Annotated in this window: 20 protein-coding genes and 1 riboswitch; of the genes, 10 read left to right on the top strand and 10 right to left on the bottom strand. The window is 68.9% G+C overall.

Annotated features, from left to right (window positions below):
• Window positions 1-395: 395 nt before the first annotated feature.
• From AOK01_RS18060 to AOK01_RS18040, 5 genes are all read left to right on the top strand, one after another.
• Window positions 396-785: a roadblock/LC7 domain-containing protein gene (locus tag AOK01_RS18060; RefSeq protein ID WP_055512861.1), complete on the top strand. Its 390-nt coding sequence runs from the start codon at window positions 396-398 to the stop codon at window positions 783-785.
• 158 nt (window positions 786-943) lie between these two features.
• Window positions 944-1951, top strand: coding sequence for a tetratricopeptide repeat protein (locus AOK01_RS18055; protein WP_055512858.1), 1008 nt, complete (start codon window positions 944-946; stop codon window positions 1949-1951).
• A 227-nt stretch (window positions 1952-2178) separates the two neighbouring features.
• Complete coding sequence (def, locus tag AOK01_RS18050; RefSeq protein WP_055512857.1) at window positions 2179-2829, top strand: peptide deformylase; 651 nt, start codon at window positions 2179-2181, stop codon at window positions 2827-2829.
• A 362-nt stretch (window positions 2830-3191) separates the two neighbouring features.
• Window positions 3192-4277 (top strand): epi-isozizaene synthase, encoded by a 1086-nt coding sequence (gene cyc1 / locus AOK01_RS18045; RefSeq protein WP_107099839.1) that lies wholly within the window; start codon window positions 3192-3194, stop codon window positions 4275-4277.
• Window positions 4274-5644 carry a bifunctional albaflavenone monooxygenase/terpene synthase gene (locus AOK01_RS18040; RefSeq protein WP_055512855.1) on the top strand — a complete coding sequence of 457 codons (1371 nt, stop codon included), beginning with the start codon at window positions 4274-4276 and terminating at the stop codon, window positions 5642-5644. The genes cyc1 and AOK01_RS18040 overlap by 4 nt, the downstream gene beginning before the upstream one ends.
• A 34-nt stretch (window positions 5645-5678) precedes the next feature.
• Here the strand turns inward: AOK01_RS18040 and AOK01_RS18035 are convergent, their stop codons facing one another.
• The gene (locus AOK01_RS18035) at window positions 5679-6644 is read right to left on the bottom strand and encodes a helix-turn-helix domain-containing protein (protein ID WP_055512873.1); all 966 of its coding nucleotides are present in this window, start codon (window positions 6642-6644) and stop codon (window positions 5679-5681) included.
• Between the two features lie 93 nt (window positions 6645-6737).
• Here AOK01_RS18035 and AOK01_RS41270 point away from each other — a divergent pair, with 93 nt between their 5' ends.
• Window positions 6738-6998, top strand: coding sequence for a hypothetical protein (locus AOK01_RS41270; protein WP_190850267.1), 261 nt, complete (start codon window positions 6738-6740; stop codon window positions 6996-6998).
• Here AOK01_RS41270 and AOK01_RS18025 read toward each other — a convergent pair.
• The 8 genes from AOK01_RS18025 to AOK01_RS17990 all read right to left on the bottom strand — a co-directional run bounded on the left by AOK01_RS18025 (window position 6911) and on the right by AOK01_RS17990 (window position 16850).
• Window positions 6911-7936, bottom strand: a complete 1026-nt coding sequence (locus AOK01_RS18025) for a ribonucleotide-diphosphate reductase subunit beta (RefSeq protein ID WP_055512851.1) — start codon at window positions 7934-7936, stop codon at window positions 6911-6913. The genes AOK01_RS41270 and AOK01_RS18025 overlap by 88 nt on opposite strands.
• Window positions 7936-10431: a ribonucleoside-diphosphate reductase subunit alpha gene (locus tag AOK01_RS18020; protein ID WP_425424742.1), complete on the bottom strand. Its 2496-nt coding sequence runs from the start codon at window positions 10429-10431 to the stop codon at window positions 7936-7938. The genes AOK01_RS18025 and AOK01_RS18020 overlap by 1 nt, the downstream gene beginning before the upstream one ends.
• A gap of 138 nt (window positions 10432-10569) precedes the next feature.
• A riboswitch (cobalamin riboswitch) is annotated at window positions 10570-10729 on the bottom strand.
• Window positions 10730-10817: 88 nt separating this feature from the next.
• Complete coding sequence (locus tag AOK01_RS18015) at window positions 10818-11342, bottom strand: GNAT family N-acetyltransferase (protein WP_055512849.1); 525 nt, start codon at window positions 11340-11342, stop codon at window positions 10818-10820.
• 61 nt (window positions 11343-11403) lie between these two features.
• On the bottom strand, window positions 11404-13032 hold the full coding sequence (mctP, locus tag AOK01_RS18010) for a monocarboxylate uptake permease MctP (protein ID WP_055512848.1): 1629 nt from the start codon (window positions 13030-13032) through the stop codon (window positions 11404-11406).
• Window positions 13029-13310: a DUF3311 domain-containing protein gene (locus AOK01_RS18005; protein ID WP_079103502.1), complete on the bottom strand. Its 282-nt coding sequence runs from the start codon at window positions 13308-13310 to the stop codon at window positions 13029-13031. The genes mctP and AOK01_RS18005 overlap by 4 nt, the downstream gene beginning before the upstream one ends.
• Before the next feature lie 160 nt (window positions 13311-13470).
• Window positions 13471-13671: a CstA-like transporter-associated (seleno)protein gene (locus tag AOK01_RS18000; protein ID WP_055512844.1), complete on the bottom strand. Its 201-nt coding sequence runs from the start codon at window positions 13669-13671 to the stop codon at window positions 13471-13473.
• Window positions 13643-15796, bottom strand: coding sequence for a carbon starvation CstA family protein (locus AOK01_RS17995; RefSeq protein ID WP_055512843.1), 2154 nt, complete (start codon window positions 15794-15796; stop codon window positions 13643-13645). Before AOK01_RS17995 ends, AOK01_RS18000 begins: the two co-directional genes overlap by 29 nt.
• Before the next feature lie 289 nt (window positions 15797-16085).
• A complete protein-coding gene (locus AOK01_RS17990) occupies window positions 16086-16850 on the bottom strand; it encodes a GntR family transcriptional regulator (RefSeq protein WP_055512840.1) in 765 nt (254 codons plus the stop codon).
• 420 nt (window positions 16851-17270) lie between these two features.
• On the opposite strand from AOK01_RS17990, the gene AOK01_RS17985 reads away from it, so the two are divergent.
• The 4 genes from AOK01_RS17985 to AOK01_RS17970 all read left to right on the top strand — a co-directional run bounded on the left by AOK01_RS17985 (window position 17271) and on the right by AOK01_RS17970 (window position 22054).
• Window positions 17271-18548 carry an extracellular solute-binding protein gene (locus AOK01_RS17985; RefSeq protein WP_055512838.1) on the top strand — a complete coding sequence of 426 codons (1278 nt, stop codon included), beginning with the start codon at window positions 17271-17273 and terminating at the stop codon, window positions 18546-18548.
• A 93-nt stretch (window positions 18549-18641) separates the two neighbouring features.
• Entirely contained in the window at window positions 18642-19643 is a 1002-nt protein-coding gene (locus tag AOK01_RS17980; protein ID WP_055512868.1) for a carbohydrate ABC transporter permease, read from the top strand.
• On the top strand, window positions 19640-20470 hold the full coding sequence (locus tag AOK01_RS17975) for a carbohydrate ABC transporter permease (protein ID WP_055512836.1): 831 nt from the start codon (window positions 19640-19642) through the stop codon (window positions 20468-20470). The genes AOK01_RS17980 and AOK01_RS17975 overlap by 4 nt, the downstream gene beginning before the upstream one ends.
• Before the next feature lie 9 nt (window positions 20471-20479).
• Window positions 20480-22054 (top strand): glycoside hydrolase family 3 protein, encoded by a 1575-nt coding sequence (locus AOK01_RS17970; RefSeq protein ID WP_055512833.1) that lies wholly within the window; start codon window positions 20480-20482, stop codon window positions 22052-22054.
• 122 nt (window positions 22055-22176) lie between these two features.
• On the opposite strand, the gene nagB is transcribed toward AOK01_RS17970, so the two are convergent.
• Window positions 22177-22962, bottom strand: coding sequence for a glucosamine-6-phosphate deaminase (nagB, locus tag AOK01_RS17965; protein ID WP_055512831.1), 786 nt, complete (start codon window positions 22960-22962; stop codon window positions 22177-22179).
• Window positions 22963-23136: the final 174 nt, after the last annotated feature.

Genomic DNA, 23136 nt, shown 5'->3' with positions numbered 1-23136 from the left:
GGCGGCGAAGCGTCTTCGGCAGGGCAGGGGGAGAGGCGCGGGCAGAGGCAGGGGCAGGGGTGCGGGTGCCGCGTCCAGCACTTCGACTGCCGGTACCCCGACTGCCGGTACCCCGAGTGCCGGTACCTCGCCTGCCGGCGCCGCGCGTGCCGGCGCCGCGACTGCCGGTACCCCGACAGCTCACGGACCGCCGCCGCTGCCCGTACGGGGCGCGCCTTTGTCCTCCGGGGCGCCGGCCTTCGCTTTGCCCGTGCTGTCGGCCGAGCAGTTGGCCGCCGATCAGCCCTCCCTCGACATGCTGCACCGGGTCCGCCGGGGTCTGAGAGCCATTCCGGATCCCGACTGACGCCGCTCCGACCGCACCACGACCATCCATGCACGCAGCAAGGAGCGCCATGAGCGACACGTCGCCGCCCCATCCCCTCACCGAGATCCTGACCTCTCTGCGTGACCGGGTGATGGGAGTCTCCGAGAGCGTTCTGTCCACGGCGGACGGCCTCCTTGTCGTCGCCGACACGGACTCCTCGCACGCCGAGTCCGTCGCCGCGCTCGCCGCCGCGACCCTCGGTGTGGGCCGCCGGATGGCCGACCAGGCCGGTGTCGGCGCGCTGCGCGAGGTGGTGGCGAGGTGCGGCTCGGGGCACGTCATCGTGATGGCCGTGGGCGACCGGGCGCTGCTGACCGTCATGGGGGACGACGGCCTCGACCTCGCCGCGCTGCAACGGGAGTCGCCCGCCACGGTGGAGCGGTTGAGCCGGGCGCTCGCGGCCGACGTGGCCCGGTGAGCCGCTGAAGAGACGGTCTTACCTTGCCCCCGGGTGGGTAACCCATGGGTAATGAGCGCCTGTCCGACCGTCCGTGGTTGGATGCGAGGAAGAGGACATCAGGGGGCACAGTCCAGCCCGAGGCTGCACGCTCTTCAACGAACTGGCAGGCGGGAATCGTGAGGATCTTCGGCAAGGGGCGGCACCGGCCCTCCGCCTCATGGCGGCAGGCCACCGACCGTGCGTTCACACTGATCGGCGACGGCCGGTACGAGGACGCGGGGGCGCTGCTGACACGTGCGGCGGACCTGGAGCCCTGGCTGTCCGAGTCCTGGTTCAACCTCGCGCTGCTGCACAAGTTCCGGCACGACTGGGAGCAGGCGCGAGCCGCCGGTCTGCGGGCCGTGGCCCTGCTCGACCGGGAGACCGGGGCCCCCGATTGGTGGAACGTGGGCATCGCGGCGACCGCCCTCCAGGACTGGCCGCTGGCCCGGCGGGCCTGGCAGGCGTACGGCCTGCGGGTGCCGGGCGGTGCCTCCCGGCCCAAGGCCGGCGCGGGCGCCGCCGCCTCCGGTGAGCCGGTGGGCATGGACCTGGGCAGCGCGGCCGTACGGCTGTCGCCCGAGGGCGAGGCCGAGGTCGTGTGGGGGCGGCGGCTCGACCCCGCCCGTGTGGAGGTCCTCTCCATCCCGCTGCCGTCCTCCGGGCGGCGCTGGGGCGAGGTCGTCCTGCACGACGGAGTTCCCCACGGGGAGCGGACGACCACCGCCGGGCACGCCTATCCCGTCTTCGACGAGATCGAGCTGTGGGCGCCCTCGCCGGTGCCCACCTGGGTCGTGCTCCTGGAGGCGGAGACCGAGGACGACCGGGACGCCCTGGAGCGGCTCGCGGCCGACGCCGGGTTCGCCGCCGAGGACTGGTCGTCCTCGGTGCGGCTGCTCTGCCGGATGTGCTCCGAGTCGCGGATGCCGTCCGACGAGGGCGACGGTGAGCATCTCGACCCGCACGACCACAGCGAGCCGGGGCATCCCGGTCCCCTCGGGCACCGTACCGACGGGCAGCTGTGGGTGCCGGAGCGCGAGTGCGGGCTTGCGGCCCCCGCCTCGTTGGTGAGGGGGCTGTTGGACGGGTGGGTCGCCGACAGTCCGGATTCCCGGGACTGGCGGGATCTTGAAGAGGTCTGTTAGGTCTGACAGGTCTGACAAGCCTGACAGACCTGTCAGGTGGGGGTTGTCGGGGGTGCCTGGGTGGTTCGCGGGCCGCGGGCCGCGGGTCGTCCGTGGCCGGTCGCGCAGTTCCCCGCGCCCCTTGAAGCACGCCCCCTTCAGGAGCGTGTGAGTTCCGGTCGGGGTGCGCCCCGTACCCTGTATGAGCATTGCAACCCCCTGTTTTCCGAGGAAGGCTTACGTCGGTCATGGCGCAGCAGGACACTGAGCAGCAGCACTCCGGAGTGCTCCCCGTGGACGACGAGGGCTTCGTCATCGACACCGAGAACTCGGCGGAGCGCGAGGCCGCCTACCGCGGGCGCGGAACCTCCCGGCCCATCACGGTCGTCGGGAACCCGGTGCTGCAGAAGGAGTGCAAGGACGTCACGGAGTTCGGTGACGAGCTCGCCGGGCTGGTCGACGACATGTTCGCCAGCCAGCACATCGCCGAGGGCGTGGGCCTGGCCGCCAACCAGGTCGGCGTCGACCTCAAGGTCTTCGTCTACGACTGCCCGGACGACGAGGGGAAGCGGCACACGGGAGTGATCTGCAACCCCGTGCTCGTCGAGCTGCCCGCCGAGCGGCGTCACCTGGACGAGAGCAACGAGGGCTGCCTCTCGGTGCCGACCGCGTACGCGCCGCTGGCCCGCCCCGACTACGCCGAGGTCACCGGGCAGGACGAGAAGGGCAACCCGGTCAAGGTGCGCGGCACGGGTTACTTCGCGCGCTGCCTCCAGCACGAGACGGACCACCTGTACGGGTACCTCTACATCGACCGGCTCTCCAAGCGCGAGCGCAAGGACGCGCTGCGCCAGATGGCCGAGAACGAACCGCGGTACCCCATCGTCGCGAACGACTGAACACCCGCGAACCTCTGTAGACGTTTGTGAACGTCTGAACGTTCATGAACGTCCGTGAACGCCTGTGGCAGAACACGACAGCCGGGGCGCGTGCGTTTCTCCCCACGGCGCCTGGTCGGATTCCCTTCCGACCAGGCGCCGTTCGTCTGTGCGTCGCACGTTCGATCTAATGTGCGCCCTTAATGATCCAAATTCAGTCACACATAGGGAGATTCTCGGCACGGCGGGGTAGTGAGTGAAGCAAATCCGTTCCCAGAACGGTCGGTTGTGGTGCTGAATGGGAAGGCGGGGATACGCAACGGCGCACGCCCGGCACCGCGGGAGGGGTGTGGCGCCAACAGGCGGCTGAAAGGGGTTTGTTCGTGCCTGCTTTCTCACCGAGCACCACAACGAAGCACACCTCGGCCCTCGTTCCACCGGCGCTCTCTCTCCCGGTGATCGAGACCGAGTTTCCCCGTCGACTTCATCCGTATTGGCCGAAGCTCCAGGAGAAGACCAGGGGCTGGCTCCTGGAAATGCGCCTCATGCCGGCGGCCAAGGTCGAGGCATATGCCGACGGTCTCTGCTACACCGACCTCATGGCGGGCTACTACATTGGCGCGCCCGACGAGGTCCTCCAGGCGATAGCGGACTACAGCGCGTGGTTCTTCGTCTGGGACGACCGCCACGACCGTGACGTCGTCCACGGCAGGCCGGCGGCCTGGCAGCGGCTCAGGAACCGGCTGCACACGGCACTCGACTCCCCGAAGGACCATCTGTACCACCAGGACCCCCTGGTAGCGGGGTTCGCGGACAGTGTGGTGCGGCTGTACTCGTTCCTGGGCGAGGGGTGGAACGCGCGGTTCGCGGGCCACTTCCACGCCGTCATCGAGGCGTATGACCGAGAATTCCGCAACCGTACGTCGGGCACCGTGCCGACCGTCGAGGAATACCTCGAACTGCGGCGGAATACTTTCGCGCACTGGATCTGGCTCGACCTGCTCGAACCGAGCGCGGAGTACGAACTGCCCGCCACCGTGCGGGAGAACGCCGCGTACCGGCGGGCCGCTCTGCTGTGCCAGGATTTCGCCGCCTGGTACAACGACCTGTGTTCGCTGCCCAAGGAAATAGCGGGCGCCGAGGTCCACAATCTCGGCATCAGTCTCATTCATCACGAGGGAATGCGGCTTGAGGAATCGGTCAGAGAAGTCAGACGTCGTGTCGAGGAATGCATCACCGAATTCCTCGACGTCGAGAAGGAGGTACTGAGGTACGTGGAAAGGATTGACAACGGATCCGCCCGGGACGCTGAACTAGCGGCCGCCGTACGGGCGTGTCTGTGCAATATGCGGAACTGGTTCAGCTCCGTGTACTGGTTCCACCACGAGTCGGGACGGTACATGGTCGACAGCTGGGACGACCGCTCCACACCCCCGTACGTCAACAACGAAGCGGCAGGTGAGAAATGACCGTCGAGTCCGTACGGTCCGCTGCACACCAAGCGGCAGAACTGTCCGTCCCGCCCCTCGCCGGGGGCCGTGTCCCCGGCCTCGGGCACGGTCTGAAACTGGTCCGCGACCCGCTGGGCTTCCTCACCCGGCTGCGCGACGAGGGCGACGTCGTCCGGCTGAAGCTGGGCCCCAAGACCGTGTACGCGGTCACGACGCCGGCCCTCACGGGAGAACTGGCGCTGAACCCCGACTTCAAAATCGACGGCCCCCTGTGGGAGTCCCTCGAAGGCCTGCTCGGCAAGGAGGGAGTGGCGACCGCCAACGGGCCGCGGCACCGGCGTCAGCGGCGCACGATCCAGCCCGCGTTCCGGCTGGACATCATCCCCGAGTACGGGCCGATCATGGAGGAGGAGGCGCACGGCCTCGCGGAGCGCTGGCGGCCCGGCGAGACGATCGACGGCACCGCGGAGTCGTTCCGCGTCGCCGTCCGCATCGCCGCCCGCTGCCTGCTGCGCGGCGACTTCATGGACGAGCGGGCCGAGCGGCTGAGCATCGCGCTCGCCACCGTGTTCCGGGGCATGTACCGCCGCATGGTGATCCCGGCCGGTCCGTTCTATCGGCTGCCGCTTCCGGCCCATCGCCAATTCGACCGCGCCTTGGCCGATTTGCACCTCCTCGTCGACGAAATCGTGGCCGAACGCCGCACATCAGGTCAGAAGCCGGACGATTTGCTGACGGCATTGCTGGCAGCGAAGGACGAGAATGGCGAGCCCATCGGGGAACAGGAGATACACGACCAGGTGGTCGCGATACTCACCCCCGGCAGCGAAACCGTCGCCTCCACCATCATGTGGCTCCTACAGGTACTCGCCGAACACCCGGAACACGCGGACCGGGTGCGCGAAGAGGTGGAATCGGTCGCGGGTGGCCGTCCGGTCGCATTCGCGGACGTGCGGAAGCTGTCCCACACGAACAATGTCGTCGTCGAGGCCATGCGGCTGCGCCCCGCCGTATGGATATTGACGCGCCGGGCCGTGTCCGAAACCGCACTCGGCGGGTATCGCATTCCGGCCGGAGCCGACATCGTCTACAGTCCGTACGCGATCCAGCGCGATGCGCGTTCGTACGACGGGCATCTGGAGTTCGACCCCGACCGCTGGCTTCCGGAACGCGCCAAGGACGTACCGAAGTACGCGATGAGCCCCTTCAGTGTGGGCAACCGGAAGTGCCCGAGCGACCACTTCTCGATGGCCCAGCTCGGCCTCGTCACGGCGGCGGTGGCCTCACGCTGGCGTCTTGAACAGGTGTCCGAGTCCAACGACACCACACGGGTCGGCATCACCCTGCGACCGCACCGGCTGCTGCTGAGGGCCGTACCGCGGTGATCACTCGGTGACCTGACCACCGCGCGGCGCACGTTCAGGCGGCCTGCGGGCCCCTGAACGTGCGCCGGTACGCGTGCGGGGTCGTCCCCAGCGAGCGGACGAACTGATGGCGCAGCGCGGCCGCGGTCCCGAACCCCGCGCGGTCCGCGATGAAGTCCATCGTCTCGTCCGTGGCCTCCAGCAACTCCTGGGCCAGCAGCACCCGTTGCCGCAGCAGCCAGCGGTACGGCGTGGTCCCCGTCTCCTGCTGGAAGCGGCGGGCGAAGGTGCGCGGGGACATGTGCGCGCGAGTGGCGAGCTGTTCGACGGTCACCTCCTCGTCGAGGTGGCGGTCCATCCAGACGAGCACCTCGCCGACCGTGTCGCACTGCGAGCGCGGCAGCGGCCGCGCGACGTACTGGGCCTGCCCGCCGTCCCGGTGCGGAGGCACCACCATGCGGCGCGCGATGCTGTTGGCGACCTCCGGGCCCTGCTCCTTGCGGACGATGTGCAGACAGGCGTCGATGCCGGCGGCGGTGCCCGCCGAGGTGATCACCGGGTCCTCGTCCACGTACAGCACGTCCGGTTCGACCTTCGCGCGCGGATGGCGCTTGGCCAGGGTCTCGGCGTGCCGCCAGTGGACCGCGCAGCGCCGCCCGTCGAGCAGCCCGGCGGCGCCGAGCACGAAGACCCCGGAGCAGACGCTGAGCACCTTGGTGCCCCGGTCGGCCGCCCGCACGAGGGAGTCGAGCAGTTCGGGCGGATAGGTGCGCCCGATGTAGTGGCTCCCGGCGGGCACGACGATCAGGTCGGCCTCCTCAAGCCGGTCGAGACCGTACGGAGTGGAGAGCGTGAACCCCGGGACGTGTGTGGCGAGGTCGGGTCCCTCGGCCGAGGCGACGGCGAAGTCGTACACCGGCAGTCCGTCGTCGCTGCGGTCGAGTCCGAACACCTCGCACACGACGCCGAGTTCGAATGGATGCGCACCGTCGAGCAGGACGGCGGCCACGTTGGTCAGCATGCTGCCAGTGTGCACCGGATGTGGCAGGAAATCGAGGATGTGCGGCAGTACTGCCACTCACGGTCAGGACCGTTCGGCGGGACAGTGGTGTCCATGAACACAACACAGCTGGAAGGCCTGATCGGAATGCTCGCAGTCCTCGGAATCCTCGTCCTGCTCGTCCTCCCCTCGGTGTACGGCATCGTGCGCGACAGGCGCATCGACCGTCAGCTCAGGGAGGCCGAGCACGTCAGGGAGGCCGAGCGCGAGCACGGTCGCCGGCAGGATCAGAAGTCCTCGTCGAGGTCGACCGTTCCCTCCACCGCCACCTGGTACGCCGAGGCACGGCGCTCGAAGAAGTTGGTCAGCTCCTGAACCCCCTGCAGCTCCATGAACGAGAAGGGGTTCTCGGAGCCGTACACCGGGGCGAGGCCGAGCCGCTGCAGGCGCTGGTCGGCCACGCACTCCAGGTACTGCCGCATCGATTCGGTGTTCATGCCCGGGAGGCCCTCACCGCACAGGTCGCGGCCGAACTGCAGCTCGGCCTCGACAGCCTCCCGGAGCATGTCGGTGACCTGCTGCCGCAGCTCGTCGTCGAAGAGGTCCGGCTCCTCCTTGCGGACGGTGTCGACCACCTCGAAGGCGAAGGACATGTGCATCGTCTCGTCGCGGAACACCCAGTTGGTGCCGGTCGCCAGACCGTGGAGCAGGCCCCGGCTGCGGAACCAGTAGACGTACGCGAAGGCCCCGTAGAAGAACAGCCCCTCGATGCACGCGGCGAAGCAGATGAGGTTCAGCAGGAAGCGGCGCCGGTCGGCCTTCGTCTCCAGCCGGTCCAGCTTTTCTACCGAGTCCATCCACTTGAAGCAGAACTCGGCCTTCTCCCGGATGGACGGGATGCTCTCGACGGCGTCGAAGGCCGCCGCCCGGTCCGCCGGGTCGGGCAGATAGGTGTCGAGCAGCGTCAGATAGAACTGGACGTGCACGGCCTCCTCGAAGAGCTGGCGGCTCAGATACAGCCGCGCCTCGGGGGAGTTGATGTGCTTGTAGAGCGTCAGCACCAGGTTGTTCGACACGATCGAGTCGCCCGTCGCGAAGAACGCGACCAGCCGGCCGATCATGTGCTGCTCGCCCGGTGACAGCTTCGCCAGGTCGGTGACGTCCGAGTGGAGGTCGACCTCCTCGACGGTCCAGGTGTTCTTGATCGCGTCCCGGTAGCGCTCGTAGAAGTCCGGGTAGCGCATGGGGCGCAGGGTCAGCTCGAAGCCGGGATCGAGAAGGTTCTTCGCGGTCTTTTCGGGAGTGGTCGTCATTACTGGCAGGCCTCGCAGGACTCGGGGTTCTCAAGGGAGCAGGCGACCGCGTCGGGATCGGCGGCCTGCTGGACGGGAAGGGCCTTCTCGGACCGGGACGGGGGTCGGGCCTGGGCCTGGGCGGCACGGGCGATGCGGGTCGCCGGGCGCGAGCGCAGGTAGTACGTCGTCTTCAGGCCCGACTTCCAGGCGTACGCGTACATCGAGGAGAGCTTGCCGATGGTCGGCGTCTCCAGGAACAGGTTCAGCGACTGGGCCTGGTCCAGGAACGGGGTCCGGGCCGCGGCCATGTCGATCAGGCCGCGCTGCGGGATCTCCCACGCCGTGCGGTACAGGTCGCGCACGTCCTGCGGGACCCAGCTGAAGTCCCGCACCGAGCCGCCCGACTCGCGCAGCGCCTCCCGGGTCCGCGCGTCCCACAGGCCGAGCTTCTTCAACTCGGCCACCAGGTAGGTGTTGACCTGGAGGAACTCGCCGGACAGGGTCTCGCGCTTGAACAGGTTGGAGACCTGCGGCTCGATGCACTCGTACACGCCCGCGATGGACGCGATGGTGGCGGTGGGGGCGATCGCGAGCAGCAGCGAGTTGCGCATGCCGACGGAGGCGATCCGCGCCCGCAGGGCCGCCCAGCGTTCCGGCCAGTTCAGCTCGACGTCGTAGTGGTCCGGGTGCAGCACACCCTGGGCCGTACGCGTCTTCTCCCAGGCGGGCAACGGGCCGCTGCGCTCGGCGAGGTCGGCGGAGGCCTCGTACGCGGCGAGCATGATCCGCTCGGCGATCCGGGTGGAGAGCGCCCGCGCCTGCGGGGAGTCGAACGGCAGCCGCAGCTTGAAGAAGACGTCCTGCAGCCCCATCACGCCCAGACCCACCGGACGCCACCTGGTGTTGGAGCGGCCCGCCTGCTCGGTCGGGTAGAAGTTGATGTCGACGACCCGGTCGAGGAAGGTCACGGCGGTACGGACGGTCGCGTCCAGCCGCTCCCAGTCGATGTCGCCGGAGCCGGAGCCGGAGCCCGTGTCGGTGTCGGTGTCGCGGGAGCCGGCGTCCACGAAGGCGGCCAGGTTGACCGACCCGAGGTTGCAGACGGCGGTCTCCCCGTCGTCCGTGACCTCAAGGATCTCGGTGCACAGGTTCGAGGAGTGGACCGTGTGGCCGGGCAGCGCCGTCTGGTTGGCCGTGCGGTTGGCGGCGTCCTTGAAGGTCATCCAGCCGTTGCCGGTCTGCGCGAGGGTGCGCATCATGCGGCCGTACAGGTCACGGGCCGGGACGGTCCGCTTCGCGAGCCCGGCGGCCTCCGCCGCGCGGTACGCGGCGTCGAACTCCTCGCCCCACAGGTCGACCAGCTCGGGCACGTCCGAGGGCGAGAACAGCGACCAGACGCGGTCCTCGTCCACCCGGCGCATGAACTCGTCCGGGATCCAGTGCGCGAGGTTCAGGTTGTGCGTACGCCGGGCGTCCTCACCGGTGTTGTCGCGCAGTTCGAGGAACTCCTCGATGTCGGAGTGCCAGGTCTCCAGGTAGACCGCGGCCGCGCCCTTGCGCCGGCCGCCCTGGTTCACCGCGGCGACCGAGGCGTCGAGGGTCTTCAGGAACGGGACGACGCCGTTCGAGTGCCCGTTCGTGCCGCGGATCAGCGAACCGCGGGAGCGGATACGGGAGTACGAGAGACCGATGCCGCCCGCGTGCTTCGAGAGACGGGCCACCTGCTGGTAGCGGTCGTAGATGGAGTCCAGCTCGTCCAGGGGGGAGTCGAGGAGGTAGCAGGACGACATCTGGGGGTGCCGCGTACCGGAGTTGAAAAGCGTGGGGGAGGAGGGCAGGTAGTCGAGGTGGCTCATCAGCCGGTACAGGGAGGCCACTTCGTCGACCGCCCTGACCGTGTCGTCCTCGGCGAGGCCGGCGGCGACGCGCAGCATGAAGTGCTGGGGCGTCTCGATGACGGCCCTGGTGATCGGGTGCCGCAGCAGGTACCGGCTGTGCAGGGTGCGCAGGCCGAAGTAGCCGAAGCGGTCGTCGGCGCCCTCGGCGGAAGAGGCGTCGACCAGCGCGTCGAGCCGGGCCGCGTGGACGCGTACGAACTCGGCCGTGCGGTCGGCGATCAGGCCCTCGCGGTGGCCGACGGCGACCGACTCGGAGAAGGAGCGCACGCCCTGCGAGGCGGCCTCCGCGGCGATGCCGACCGTCAGCAGGCGCGCGGCCAGTTTCGAGTAGACCGGGTCTTCGGAGATGAGCCCCGCGGCCGCCTCCGTGGCGAGCTCGCGCAGCTCCGGCTCGTCCGCGGCGGCGGACCGGCCGCGCAGTGCGGCGGCGGCGACCTTGCCGGGTTCGGCGCCGGGCAGATCGGCGCTGAAGTCGGTGAGAATCCGCAGCAACGCGGTTCCCGGCCCGTCGGCCTCGGCCCTGCTCCGCTGGTGCTCCCGCAGGTGTTCCTGCTGGTGTTCCTGCTGGTCCCGGGTCGCTGTGGCGGAGACCGGATCGGCTGGCGCGATGGTCACGTGGGGCTCTCCCTCGCTCGGCACGGGGCCTGCGGGGAGGAGGGGTTCGGGGCACACGGGGGTACACGCTGCGCGCAGCGGTACGCCGCGTCCACCGGCCCATTCCACGAGGCCCGGACGTCATGCGCCCGGACCGGCGGCCTGGGCGCGCTGTCGGCAGGTCCTCGGACTTGACTCTTGTACGCGCATGCGGGCATCCAGAGGTGCAGGCATGGGGGCATACGCGTATAAGTACACCGTTGCGGGACAGTTCCGGATTCACACCGGATTCCCCTGCGACGACAGCGAGCTTGAGCATACATCTTGTGCCGGGCTGCGGAAGCACCCCTACATCTTGTGTCGCGTCGGCTCCGGAGGAGGAGCGGCCGGAGGAGTCGCGGAGTGTGTCACAGCGTCAACGTGTAGGTAAGGAGCATGAAGTCGTCCAGGTCCGGGACGGGGTTCCAGTCCCGGGCGGAGTCGCGACTGAAGCCGAGGCGCTCGTAGATTCGGTGGGCGCTGTGCATGGTGCGCTGGGTGGACAGCACGAGGCCCGCACAGCCGTCCGTGGCCCGTGCGCGGTCGACGCAGGCGCGTACGAGGGAGGCGCCGACGCCCCGGCCGCGGGCCTCCTTCGCGACCGCCAGCATCCGTATCTCGGCCTCGCCCTCGCGCGCGATCTCGGCCATGGGTCCGCCGGACGGCACGAAGGTCACTCCGCCGAGAAGCCGGCCCCGGGGCGACCCCGCCCCGGCCTCCACGGCCACGAGTACCTCGGCGGCGGTGGCGCGCTTCGCCACGTTCCGCAGTTCACCGAGGTACTCCTCGCTCTCCCCGAAGTCGAGCAGCCCGTCCCCGAGATAGGCCTGCGCGGTGATCTCTCCCAGCGCGGCGTACTCCCCGGGCTCCGCCCGTCCGATCACGATGTCCATGCGGGTCATTCTCGCCCTTGCCGCCTCTACCTGTCCCGTACCTGGGACAGCCCTTAGGGCCCTAGTGCCCAGCCCCCGCCGTAGCCGGCGGCAGCTCCACCTGGACACCCTTGTCGCCCGCGTCCGCCGTGTAGTCCTCGGCAGAGGTCTCGTCGACACCGTCGGGAGCCTTGAGTGCCCTCAGCACGAAGGTCAGGACCACCGTCACGATCACGTTCAGCACGATCGCCGTCAGACCGATGTACCCGATCTCCCCGATCCCGGGAATCTCCTTCGACGAGCCACCGAAGTGCTTCTGCGAAGGCGAGGCCACCCCGTAGGCGGCGACCGTCCCGTACACCATGCCGACCGCCCAGCCCGTGAGCAGCGCCCACCGGTGGAACCAGCGGGTGAACAGGCCGCCGACCAGCGCCGGGAAGGTCTGCAGGATCCAGATGCCGCCGAGCAGCTGGAAGTTGATCGCCACGGTCTTGTCCATGGTCAGGACGAAGACCAGCGCACCCACCTTCACAAGAAGCGAGACCAGCTTGGAGACCTTGGTCTCCTGGGCGGGCGTCGCGTCGGGCTTGATGAAGTCCTTGTAGATGTTGCGGGTGAACAGGTTCGCCGCCGCGATGGACATGATGGCCGCCGGCACGAGCGCGCCGATACCGATCGCCGCGAAGGCCACGCCCGCGAACCAGTCGGGGAACATGTTCTCGAAGAGCTGTGGAATCGCCAACTGCCCGTTGTCCACCTTGACCCCGGCCGCGATCGCCATGAAGCCGAGCAGCGCGAGCAGGCCCAGCATCAGCGAGTACAGCGGCAGGATCGTGGTGTTGCGCCGGATCACCTCACGGCTGCGGCTGGACAGCGTCGCCGTGATCGAGTGCGGGTACATGAAGAGTGCCAGCGCGGAGCCGAGCGCGAGCGTCGCGTACGTCCACTGGCCCGCCTCGCCCGGTGCCAGGGCGCCGCGTGGCGCGCCGGTCGCCGGGTTGGTCTGGCTGTACGCCTCGCCGGCCTTGGCGAAGATCTCGTCGAAGCCGCCCAGCTTGATCGGGATGTAGATGATCGCCACCGTGATGACGATGTAGATCAGCGTGTCCTTGACGAACGCGATCAGGGCGGGTGCGCGCAGCCCGGACGAGTACGTGTACGCGGCCAGCACTGCGAAGGCGATGAGCAGCGGCAGGTCCTTGACGAACCAGTTGGTGTCCTCACCCCCGCCGACGCCCATCACGTCGAGGACGGCCTGGATGCCCACCAGCTGCAGGGCGATGTACGGCATCGTCGCGAGGATGCCGGTGACGGCGACCGCGAGCGACAGCCCCTTCGAGCCGAAGCGCCCGCGCACGAAGTCCGACGTCGTCACGTACCCGTGCTTGTGCGAGACCGACCACAGGCGGGGCAGGAAGGTGAAGATGAGGGGGTAGACCAGGATCGTGTACGGGACGGCGAAGAAGCCGGCCGCGCCTGCCGCGTAGATCGCCGCCGGGACCGCCACGAACGTGTAAGCCGTGTAGAGGTCGCCGCCGAGCAGGAACCAGGTGACCCAGGTTCCGAACGACCGTCCGCCCAGGCCCCATTCGTCGAGCGTCTGCTCGTTGGCGGCCCGGCGCCAGCGCGAGGCCAGGAAACCCATGACCGTGACGGCCAGGAAGAAGAAGATGAAGACGGCGAGTGCCACGCCGTTCACGCCGTCGTTCATGCGGACGCGCCCCCGTTCTGCGACTTGCGGGCGCGCTGGTCACGGTTCCACAGGGCGTACGCGGTCATCGTGAGTACGGTCGAGATGACGACCCACAGCATCTGGTACCAGTAGAAGAACGGGATGCCGATGAAGGTCGGGTCGACCTTCGCGTACGACCCCACCCAGAGCAGCGCCACGAACGGCGCGATGAGGCAGAGGGCGATCACCACCCGGACCGGTGTCACCACCGGCGGATTCCCCTCGGGCGCTCTTGGCGCATCCGGCGTTTCTGACATACCGCGGCTCCGTCCCCTCACTGATCACCTGTGCAACGCGCAGGAAATCTAAGGGACGCTTTCGCTTTATGGAACCCCTGTCCGCATAACGGATGTGCCGTGTCGCCCGCCGACCGACCGGCCGTGGGGTCGGCGCGGCGGGCCGTCCGGCAGGCTCCGCTCAACAGCAGCGGAAGCCCTGCCGGGGGTCCTCCTCCTGACGGTCCGTGCGCATCCGCTCGAACTCGCGCCGCGAGGGCACGTCCGCCTCGGGCCGGTGTTCCCGTACATGCGCGACGTAACGGTCGTACGCGGACTCGTCCGTCAACTCCCGTACGTACCAACGCAGGCCGCTAACCGCCCGGTGCAGCGCCGACCGCATCGCGCGCCTCCTCCTTCTCCTCCTTGGTCGCGATCAGCCCGGCCGGCGCGACGATCCGCGACTCGACGTACGGCGCCTCGCTGAGCGTGGAGAGCGCGGGACGGCGTACGTGTCTGATGCACACCCGCGTCGCGTCCGCGATCACGATCACGATGAGCAGGGCGAGAACCGCCGTGAGGACGCCGTCGACCGTGGAGTTCGTGACGATCGTGTGCATGTCGTCCATGTTCTTTGCGGGCGCGATGACCTCGCCCCGGTCGATGCCGTCCTGGTAGATCGAGCGCTGCTTGAAGAAGCCCACGCGCGGGTCGCCGGAGAACACCTTCTGCCAGCTCGCGGTCAGCGTGACCGTGGCGTCCCAGACGAGCGGAATACCGGTGATCCAGGCCCATTTGAGGCGCCCGGACTTCACCAGCAGGGTCGTGCAGACCGCCAGGGCGACCGCGGCGAGGAGCTGGTTGGAGATGCCGAAGATCGGGAACAGCTGGTTGATCCCGCCGAGCGGTTCGTGGACGCCCACCCACAGGAAGTAGCCCCACAGACCGCAGACGATGCCGCTCGTGATGACGAGTCCGGGCTTCCAGCTCACGTTCTTGAAGGGTTTGTAGAGATTGCCCAGCGTGTCCTGGAGCATGAAGCGGCCCACCCGTGTGCCCGCGTCGAGCGCGGTGAGGATGAACAGCGCCTCGAACATGATCGCGAAGTGGTACCAGAACGCGCGCAGGCCGCCCCCGGTGACCTCGGAGAAGATCTCCGAGACGCCGACCGCGAGGGTGGGAGCGCCGCCGGTCCGCGACAGCAGGGACGACTCCTCGACGTTCTTCGCCGCGTCCGCCAGGTCCTTGGGGGAGATCTGGTACCCCCAACCGCCCACCACCTGCGAGGCGTTCTGGACGGTGTCCCCGATGACCCCGGCGGGCGCGTTCATCGCGAAGTACAGGCCCGGGTCGATGACGGACGCCGCGATCAGCGCCATGACGGCCACGGACGACTCCATGAGCATGGAGCCGTACCCGATCATCCGGACCTGCGTCTCCTTCTGGATCATCTTCGGCGTCGTACCGGAGGAGATCAGGGCGTGGAAGCCGGAGAGCGCCCCGCAGGCGATGGTGATGAAGACGAACGGGAAGAGCGATCCTGCGAAGACCGGCCCGTCGCCCCGCGAGGCGAAGTCGGTCACCGGGTCCATCCGCAGGGTCGGCAGCGCGATGACGACCCCGAGCGCGAGCAGCACGATCGTGCCGATCTTCATGAACGTGGAGAGGTAGTCGCGGGGCGCCAGCAGCATCCACACGGGCAGGATCGACGCGATGAACCCGTACGCCACCAGCCAGACGACCAGTGTCGAGGGTGCGAGCGTGAAGGTGCCGGCCCACGACGACTCGGCGACCCAGCGGCCCGCGACCAGCGCGAACAGCAGCAGCGCCACGCCGATCAGCGAGACCTCGGTGATCCGGCCGGGCCGCAGGACGCGCAGGTAGACGCCCATCAGCAGGGCGATCGGGACCGTCATCGCGATGGAGAAGGTGCCCCACGGCGACTGCGCGAGCGCGTTGACGATGACCAGCGCGAGCACCCCGAGCAGGATGATCATGATGGCGAAGGCGGCGATCAGGGCGGCCGCGCCGCCGAACGGGCCGATCTCCTCGCGCGCCATCTGCCCCAGCGACCTGCCGTCCCGGCGGGTGGAGAAGAACAGGACGACCATGTCCTGGACCGCGCCCGCCAGGATCACGCCGACGATGATCCAGATGGTGCCGGGCAGATACCCCATCTGCGCGGCCAGCACGGGCCCCACCAGCGGCCCCGCACCCGCGATCGCCGCGAAGTGGTGGCCGAGCAGCACCCGCCGGTCGGTGGGGTGGAAGTCGATGCCGTTGTTGAGGCGCTCGGCGGGGGTGGCCCGCGTCCCGTCGACCTTCAGCACCTTGTGGGCGATGAACTTCGCGTAGAAGCGATAGGCGATGGCGTACGAGCCGAGGGCGGCCGCGACCATCCAGGCGGCCGAGACCTCCTCGCCCCGCGAGAGCGCGAGCACGGACCAGGCGGCCGCGCTCACCAGTGCGACGAGGGTCCAGATGACGATGCTGCGGGGACGTGCCTTACGGGGGCTGTCGGTGCGCACGGGTCGTCCTCCCGTCCATGGATGACGGGAGGACCGTAGAACAGGACGAGCCCCAACACCACACCACACGCACACCGACTCAACTGGCGTCGCTTCTCATGGGCACGGGGGACGCCTTTTCAGGGGCGCGGGGAACGGCGCAATCTTTTGCTTTTAGGGGCGCGAGCAACAGCGCGGTCGTTCAGCTTTCAGGGGCGCGGGGAACTGCGCGACCAGCCACGACGGCCCCGCAGCCGACAACGCACCGCCCCCAACCCAACCCAACCCAACCTCACCCCGCTCAACTCGCTCAGTCCACCGGCCTCTTCAGCCGCGCAACGAACTTGTACCGATCCCCCCGATACACCGACCGCACCCACTCCACCGGCTGCCCACCCTTGTCGAGCGAGTGCCGCGACAACATCAGCATCGGCAACCCCACATCCGTCCCGAGCAACCCCGCCTCCCGCGGAGTCGCCAGCGACGTCTCGATCGTCTCCTCGGCCTCCGCGAGACGCACGTCGTACACCTCCGCCAACGCGGTGTACAACGACGTGTACTTCACCAGCGACCGACGCAACGCGGGAAACCGCTTCGCGGACAGATGCGTCGTCTCGATGGCCATCGGCTCACCGCTCGCGAGCCGCAGCCGCTCGATCCGCAGAACACGCCCGCCGGCCGTGATGTCGAGCAGCTCGGCGAGGGTGTCATCGGCGGTGATGTAGCCGATGTCCAGGAGCTGCGAGGTGGGCTCAAGCCCCTGCGCCCTCATGTCCTCGGTGTAGGACGTGAGTTGCAGCGCCTGCGACACCTTCGGCTTGGCGACGAACGTGCCCTTGCCCTGGATGCGTTCGAGGCGCCCCTCGACGACCAGCTCCTGAAGCGCCTGGCGCACCGTCGTGCGCGAGGTGTCGAACTCGGCGGCGAGCGTGCGCTCGGGCGGTACCGGCGTGCCGGGCGGCAACGTGTCCGTCATGTCGAGCAGATGCTTCTTCAGGCGGTAGTACTTGGGCACGCGCGCGGTACGGATGGGGACGCCACCCTCGTTCTCCGCACTGCTGACGTCGGTGCTCATACTCTGCCTTCCCGGCTCCGGGTGCCGTTGCGGCCGACGTACGCGCGTCGGCCACGGCTCACATCGTGGCACGCCCAGTCGTGCGGGTGTCCCCCCGCACGCTGCGTGATCCCCTCTATATACCGTCGGGGTCCCTTTTGGTCTAGTCCACCGCGTGCACGGGGCGGGCCGGGGACCCCGTCGCGACCTGCGCGCGGGCCCGCCCGTTCCGTCGCCCGCGCAGTGAAAGGTTCCTGCATATATAGGTCGCGTAACGGACCGTCGGGAGCGGCTTTATCGCCCTTGACACCCTTACAGGTCTAGGCCAAGCTCCCCGTACTGGTCTAAACCATTGAGGACCAGGTCCCAGCCCCACGGGCAGTACTCGTCGTAAGTCACGCGGTGGGCAGGGGGGTTGCTGGCATCCCTGAGGAGGATGACGTGAATCGCAAGCTCATCGCGGCCGTCGGTGTCGCGGGCATGTTGATGTCGGTCGCTGCCTGTGGCGGCGACGACGACAACGGTGGCGAGAAGACGGGGGCGGACGGTTACAAGGGCCAGACCCTGACCGTCTGGGCCATGGACGGCTCGACGCCGCCCGGCTGGACCAAGGACCTCACGGCCGCCTTCGAGAAGAAGACCAAGGCCAAGCTGAAGTTCGAGACGCAGCAGTGGACCGGCATCCAGCAGAAGATCACGACCTCGCTCTCCGAGGACAACCCGCCGGACGTCATCGAGGTCGGCAACACGCAGACCCCCGCCTACGCGGCCACCGGCGGTCTCGCCGACCTGTCGGACCTCAAGTCGGAGATCGGCGCCGACTGGACCGAGGCGCTCAACGAGTCGGCGGTCTACGACGGCAAGCAGTACGCGGCCCCGTGGTACTTCGCCAACCGCGTCGTCGTCTACAACAAGAAGGTCTGGGCCGACGCCGGCATCAAGGACACCCCCAAGACGCGGGCCGAGTTCTTCGACGCCCTCAAGGCCATCGACAAGAAGACCGACGCCGAGCCGATCTACCTGCCCGGCCAGAACTGGTACTTCTTCGACGGCCTGACCATCGGCCAGGGCGCCGACCTGGTGAAGAAGGAAGGCGACAAGTACGTCTCCAACCTCGCGGACCCGAAGGTCGGCAAGGCCATGGAGACCTACAAGGAGTTCCAGTCCTACTCCAAGGCCCCCAAGGACAAGGACGAGGCGACCCCGCAGCAGGCCGAGGTCTTCGCCAAGGGCAACGTCGGCGCCTTCATCGGCATGGGCTGGGAGGCCGGCACGGCCATCGCGGCCAACAAGAAGATCGAGAAGGACATCGGCTACTTCACCATCCCCGGTGAGACGGCCGAGAAGCCCGAGGGCGTCTTCCTCGGCGGCTCCAACTTCGCGGTGGCCGCGGGCAGCAAGAAGCAGGAACTCGCCAAGGAGTTCCTGAAGCTGGCCCTGTCCGACAAGTTCGAGGGCGCGCTCGCCAAGGAGAACGGCGTCATCCCGAACAAGGAGTCGCTGCAGACCAACCTCAAGGGCAACGGCGCGGCCGAGGCCGCCGCCCCGGCCGCGGCCGGCGGTGGCACCACCCCGCTGATCCCCGAGTGGGCCGCCGTCGAGAACGACCCGAACCCGATCAAGGCCTACATGACCGCGGTGCTGAAGGGGAAGTCGCCCGCCGCCGCCGCCAAGCAGGTCGAGGGCGAGATCAACAAGCGGCTCGCGCAGAGCAGCTGATCACCTCCGTGCCGGGGACGGGCAGCCCCTGTCCGTCCCTGGCACGCCGGCGCATCGAACTGCGAACTCCCGATGGTGGAAGAGATGGCGAGCATGTCAGTGCAGACCAAACGCACGGACACAGGCACGGCAGCGGCGCCCGGTGTCCGTAAGACCGACGTACCCCCGCCCGGCGGCCCCACGGGCCCGGGCCCGGCCGGCAGACGCGGCGGCGCGTCCGCCCCGTACCTGCTCCTGCTGCCCGGCCTGCTCGCCACGGTGGTCCTGCTCGGCTGGCCGCTGGTCAAGAACGGCATCCTGTCGTTCCAGAACCTCAACCCGCGCCAGCTGATCCTGCACCTCACCGAGTGGCGGGGATTCGACAACTACACGGACGTCCTGGGCAGTACGGACTTCTGGAAGGTCGTCCAGCGGACGGTCGTCTTCACCGCCGTGAACGTCGTCCTCATCATGGTGCTCGGCACGCTCATGGGTCTGCTCCTGGCCCGGCTGGGCAAGCGCATGCGCCTGCTGCTCCTGCTCGGCCTGGTGCTGGCCTGGGCGATGCCGGTGGTCGCCGCCACCACGGTCTACCAGTGGCTGTTCGCCCAGCGCTTCGGCGTCGTCAACTGGCTGCTCGCCAAGGCGGGCTGGTCGTCGATGGCCGACTACAACTGGTTCGGCACCCAGCTCTCCACCTTCTCCGTGATCATCCTGGTGATCGTCTGGCAGTCCATCCCGTTCGTGGCGATCAACCTGTACGCCGCCACGACCACCATCCCCAAAGAGCTGTACGAGGCCGCCTCGCTCGACGGGGCCGGCACCTGGAAGAGTTTCACCTCCGTGACCTTCCCCTTCCTGCGGCCGTTTCTGTGGGCGACGACCTTCCTTGAGGTCATCTGGGTGTTCAAGGCGTTCCCGCAGATCTTCGCCATCAACATGGGCGGTCCCGACCGGCTCACCGAGACGCTGCCGATCTACGCGTTCGTCGAGGGCCCCGGCAACCAGCACTACGGGATGGGCGCGGCGATCTCCTTCCTGACGATCCTCATCCTGCTCGGCCTGACGGCCTACTACCTGCGTACGGTTCTCAAGCAAGAGGAGGACGAGCTGTGAAGCGCTCCCTGATGGCCCGGCTGTGGCCCAACGCGACGGCCGTCGTCCTCTTCGCCGTCTTCGCGTTCCCCGTCTACTGGATGTTCGCGACGTCGCTGAAGCCGACCGGCGACATCATCTCGGACGACCCGGTCTTCGTACCGACCGACATCACCTTCGAACACTTCCGGAAGGTGCTGGACGCCGACCACTTCTGGACGCTGGTCGGCAACTCCCTGACGGTGACCGTCCTCGCGGTCGTCGCCTCCCTCGTCATCGCGCTGCTCGCGTCCTTCGCGCTGGCCCGCATGCGCTTCAGGGGCCGCCGCGGATTCATCCTGACCTTCATGATCGCGCAGATGGCGCCCTGGGAAGTCATGATCATCGCGATCTACATGATCGTGCGCGACGCCGACCTCCTCAACAGCCTGGTACCGCTCACGTTCTTCTACATGATCATGGTGCTGCCCTTCACCGTCCTGACGCTGCGCGGCTACGTCGCCGCCGTGCCGAAGGAACTGGAGGAGTCGGCCATGGTGGACGGCTGCACCCGCAGGCAGGCCTTCGTGAAGATCATCTTCCCGCTGCTCGCCCCGGGACTGATGGCGACCTCGCTCTTCGGCTTCATCACGGCGTGGAACGAGTTCCCGCTGGTCCTGATCCTCAACAAGGACGCCGAGAAGCAGACGCTCCCGCTGTGGCTCTCCAGCTTCCAGACGACGTTCGGCGACGACTGGGGGGCCACCATGGCCGCCTCCTCGCTCTTCGCCGTTCCGATCCTGCTCCTCTTCGTCTTCCTCCAGCGCAAGGCCGTCAGCGGACTCACCGCCGGCGCGGTGAAGGGATAACGACCCCCGATGACCACCATCGCCTCCGGCACGGACACGCTGACCCGTGACGCCCTCGCCGTCCTGCAGCCCGGCTTCACCGGGACCTCCGCTCCCTCCTGGCTGCTGCGGCGACTGGGCGAGGGCCTCGCCTCCGTCGGCCTCTTCGGCCGCAACATCGCCTCGCCCGGCCAGGTCGCCACGCTGACGGCCCAGTTGCGCGCCGAACGCGACGACGTACTGGTCGCCATCGACGAGGAAGGCGGTGACGTCACACGCCTGGAGGTGCGTACGGGGTCGTCGTTCCCCGGCAACCACGCGCTGGGCGCGGTCGACGACGTGGCACTGACCGAGGCCGTGGCCCACGAACTGGGCCGCCGACTCGCCGCCTGCGGGGTCAACTTCAACTGGGCGCCGGCCGCCGACATCAACTCCGACCCCGGCAACCCCGTCATCGGCGTACGGTCCTTCGGCGCCGATACCGCACTGGTGGCCCGGCACACCGCCGCATACGTCTCCGGGCTCCAGTCCGCCGGAGTCGCCGCCTGCACCAAGCACTTCCCGGGCCACGGCGACACCGCGGTCGACTCCCACCACGCGATGCCGCGCATCGACGCGGAGCCGTCGGTCCTGGAGTCGCGCGAACTGGCCCCGTTCCGCGCGGCCGTCGCGGCCGGCAGCCGGGCCGTGATGAGCGCGCACATCCTGGTACCGGCCCTCGACCCGGCCCGCCCCGCGACCCTCTCCCGCCGCGTCCTCACCGGGCTGCTGCGCGAGGAACTCGGCTTCGACGGGCTGATCGTCACCGACGGCATGGAGATGCAGGCCATCTCCGCGACCTACGGCATCGAACGGGGCAGCGTCCTCGCGATCGCCGCCGGCGCCGACGCCATCTGCGTGGGCGGCGGACTGGCCGACGAGGCAACGGTCCTGCGACTGCGGGACGCCCTGGTCACGGCGGTCCGCTCGGGAGAACTCCCGGAGGAACGCCTGGCCGACGCGGCAGCCCGGGTACGAGCCCTGGCCACCTGGACCACCTCGGCCGACGCGGCCACCCAGAGCGGCACTTCGACCCCGCCACACGGCTCACTCTCACCGACGCCGACGCCGACGGCCACGGCAGACTCCGCCGGCACCGAAGGCTCCGCCGACTCCGCCGGCACCGAGATCGGCCTGGTGGCGGCCCGACGCGCGCTGACCGTCACACGCGGCCGGCACTACGCGCCGGTCACCGAGGCCCCGTACGTCGCGGCCTTCACCCCCGTCGCCAACATCGCCGTCGGAGACGAGACCCCCTGGGGCGTCGCCGCCGAACTGCGGCGCACGCTCCCGGGCACGGAGACCGGGAGCTTCACGGGAGAGGGTGCCGGGGCCGAGGCGCTCACGGCCGCCGGATCACGCCGCGTGGTCGCCGTCGTCCGCGACGCCCACCGCCACGCCTGGATGTCCGAGGCCCTCGACACGCTGATCGCCGCCCGCCCCGACACGGTCGTGGTCGAGATGGGCCTACCCCAGGCACCACCCCGCGGCGCCCTCCACATCGCCACCCACGGCGCGGCCCGCGTCTGCGGACTGGCAGCGGCGGAGGCCGTCACCGGGGCCTGACCCCACCGCCCCAGCTCACCCTCCCCACGAAGGCGCCGGTCCCTCCACGGGCGAACCCGGCGCCTTCGCACACCTCACCGTTGTCCCCCGCATCCCCGGCACCCCCTTCGTCACCCTCGTCGTCAAATGCCCTGCCAGGCCGGCTTGTTGGCGTACGTGTGCCGGAAGTAGTGCGCCAGCTTCAGCTTGGACGCGGCCGCCTCGTCCACCACCACCGTGGCGTGGGGGTGAAGCTGGAGCGCCGACGCCGGGCACACCGCTGCGACCGGCCCCTCGACGGTCGCCGCCACGGCATCGGCCTTGCCCTCACCCGTGGCGAGCAGCACCAGATGCCGTGCCTCCAGAATCGTCCCGATGCCCTGGGTGATCACGTGATGCGGCACCTGCTCGATGTCGCCCTCGAAGAACCGCGCGTTGTCGACCCGGGTCTGCTCGGTCAGCGTCTTGATCCGTGTACGGGAAGCCAGCGAGGAGCACGGCTCGTTGAACCCGATGTGCCCGTCGGTCCCGATGCCGAGCAGTTGCAGATCGACCCCGCCGGCCTCGGCGAGAGCCCTGTCGTACGCCTCGCACGCAGCCCGTACGTCCTCGGCGGTCCCGTCCGGTCCCATGAACGCGGCCATGCCGAGGCCCAGCGGCTCCAGCACCTCGCGCCGCAGCACCGACCGGTACGACTCGGGGTGCTCGGCCGGCAGCCCCACGTACTCGTCGAGCTGTGCGACCCGTGCCCGCGAGGCGTCCACGGCCCCGGAGCCCACTTTCGCCGCCAACGCCTGGTAGATGGGCAGCGGCGTCGAACCGGTGGCCACTCCGAGCAGGGCGTCGGGTTTGTGCCGGAGCAACTCCGCCATGGCCCCGGCAATGAGCTCGCCACCCGCCTTGGCGTCCGAAACGATGACAACTTCCACGCTGGGCCTGCCGTTCTGAAGGGGGACTCACCTGCATATGTGGTATAGACCAATCTAGCAGAATGGGTCCTCCCCGGTCGCGCCTTCCGGGACGGATATTGCCCGCCTCGACGCTCTCCTCGACGCCCGCCCCGACGGGGGTTGCCCGGTGAGGCGCAGGTCGGCGTCCCTGCG

This window comes from Streptomyces aurantiacus, from assembly GCF_001418335.1.
GTDB lineage: Bacteria > Actinomycetota > Actinomycetes > Streptomycetales > Streptomycetaceae > Streptomyces > Streptomyces aurantiacus.
This window is presented reverse-complemented; position numbering and strand designations above follow the sequence as displayed.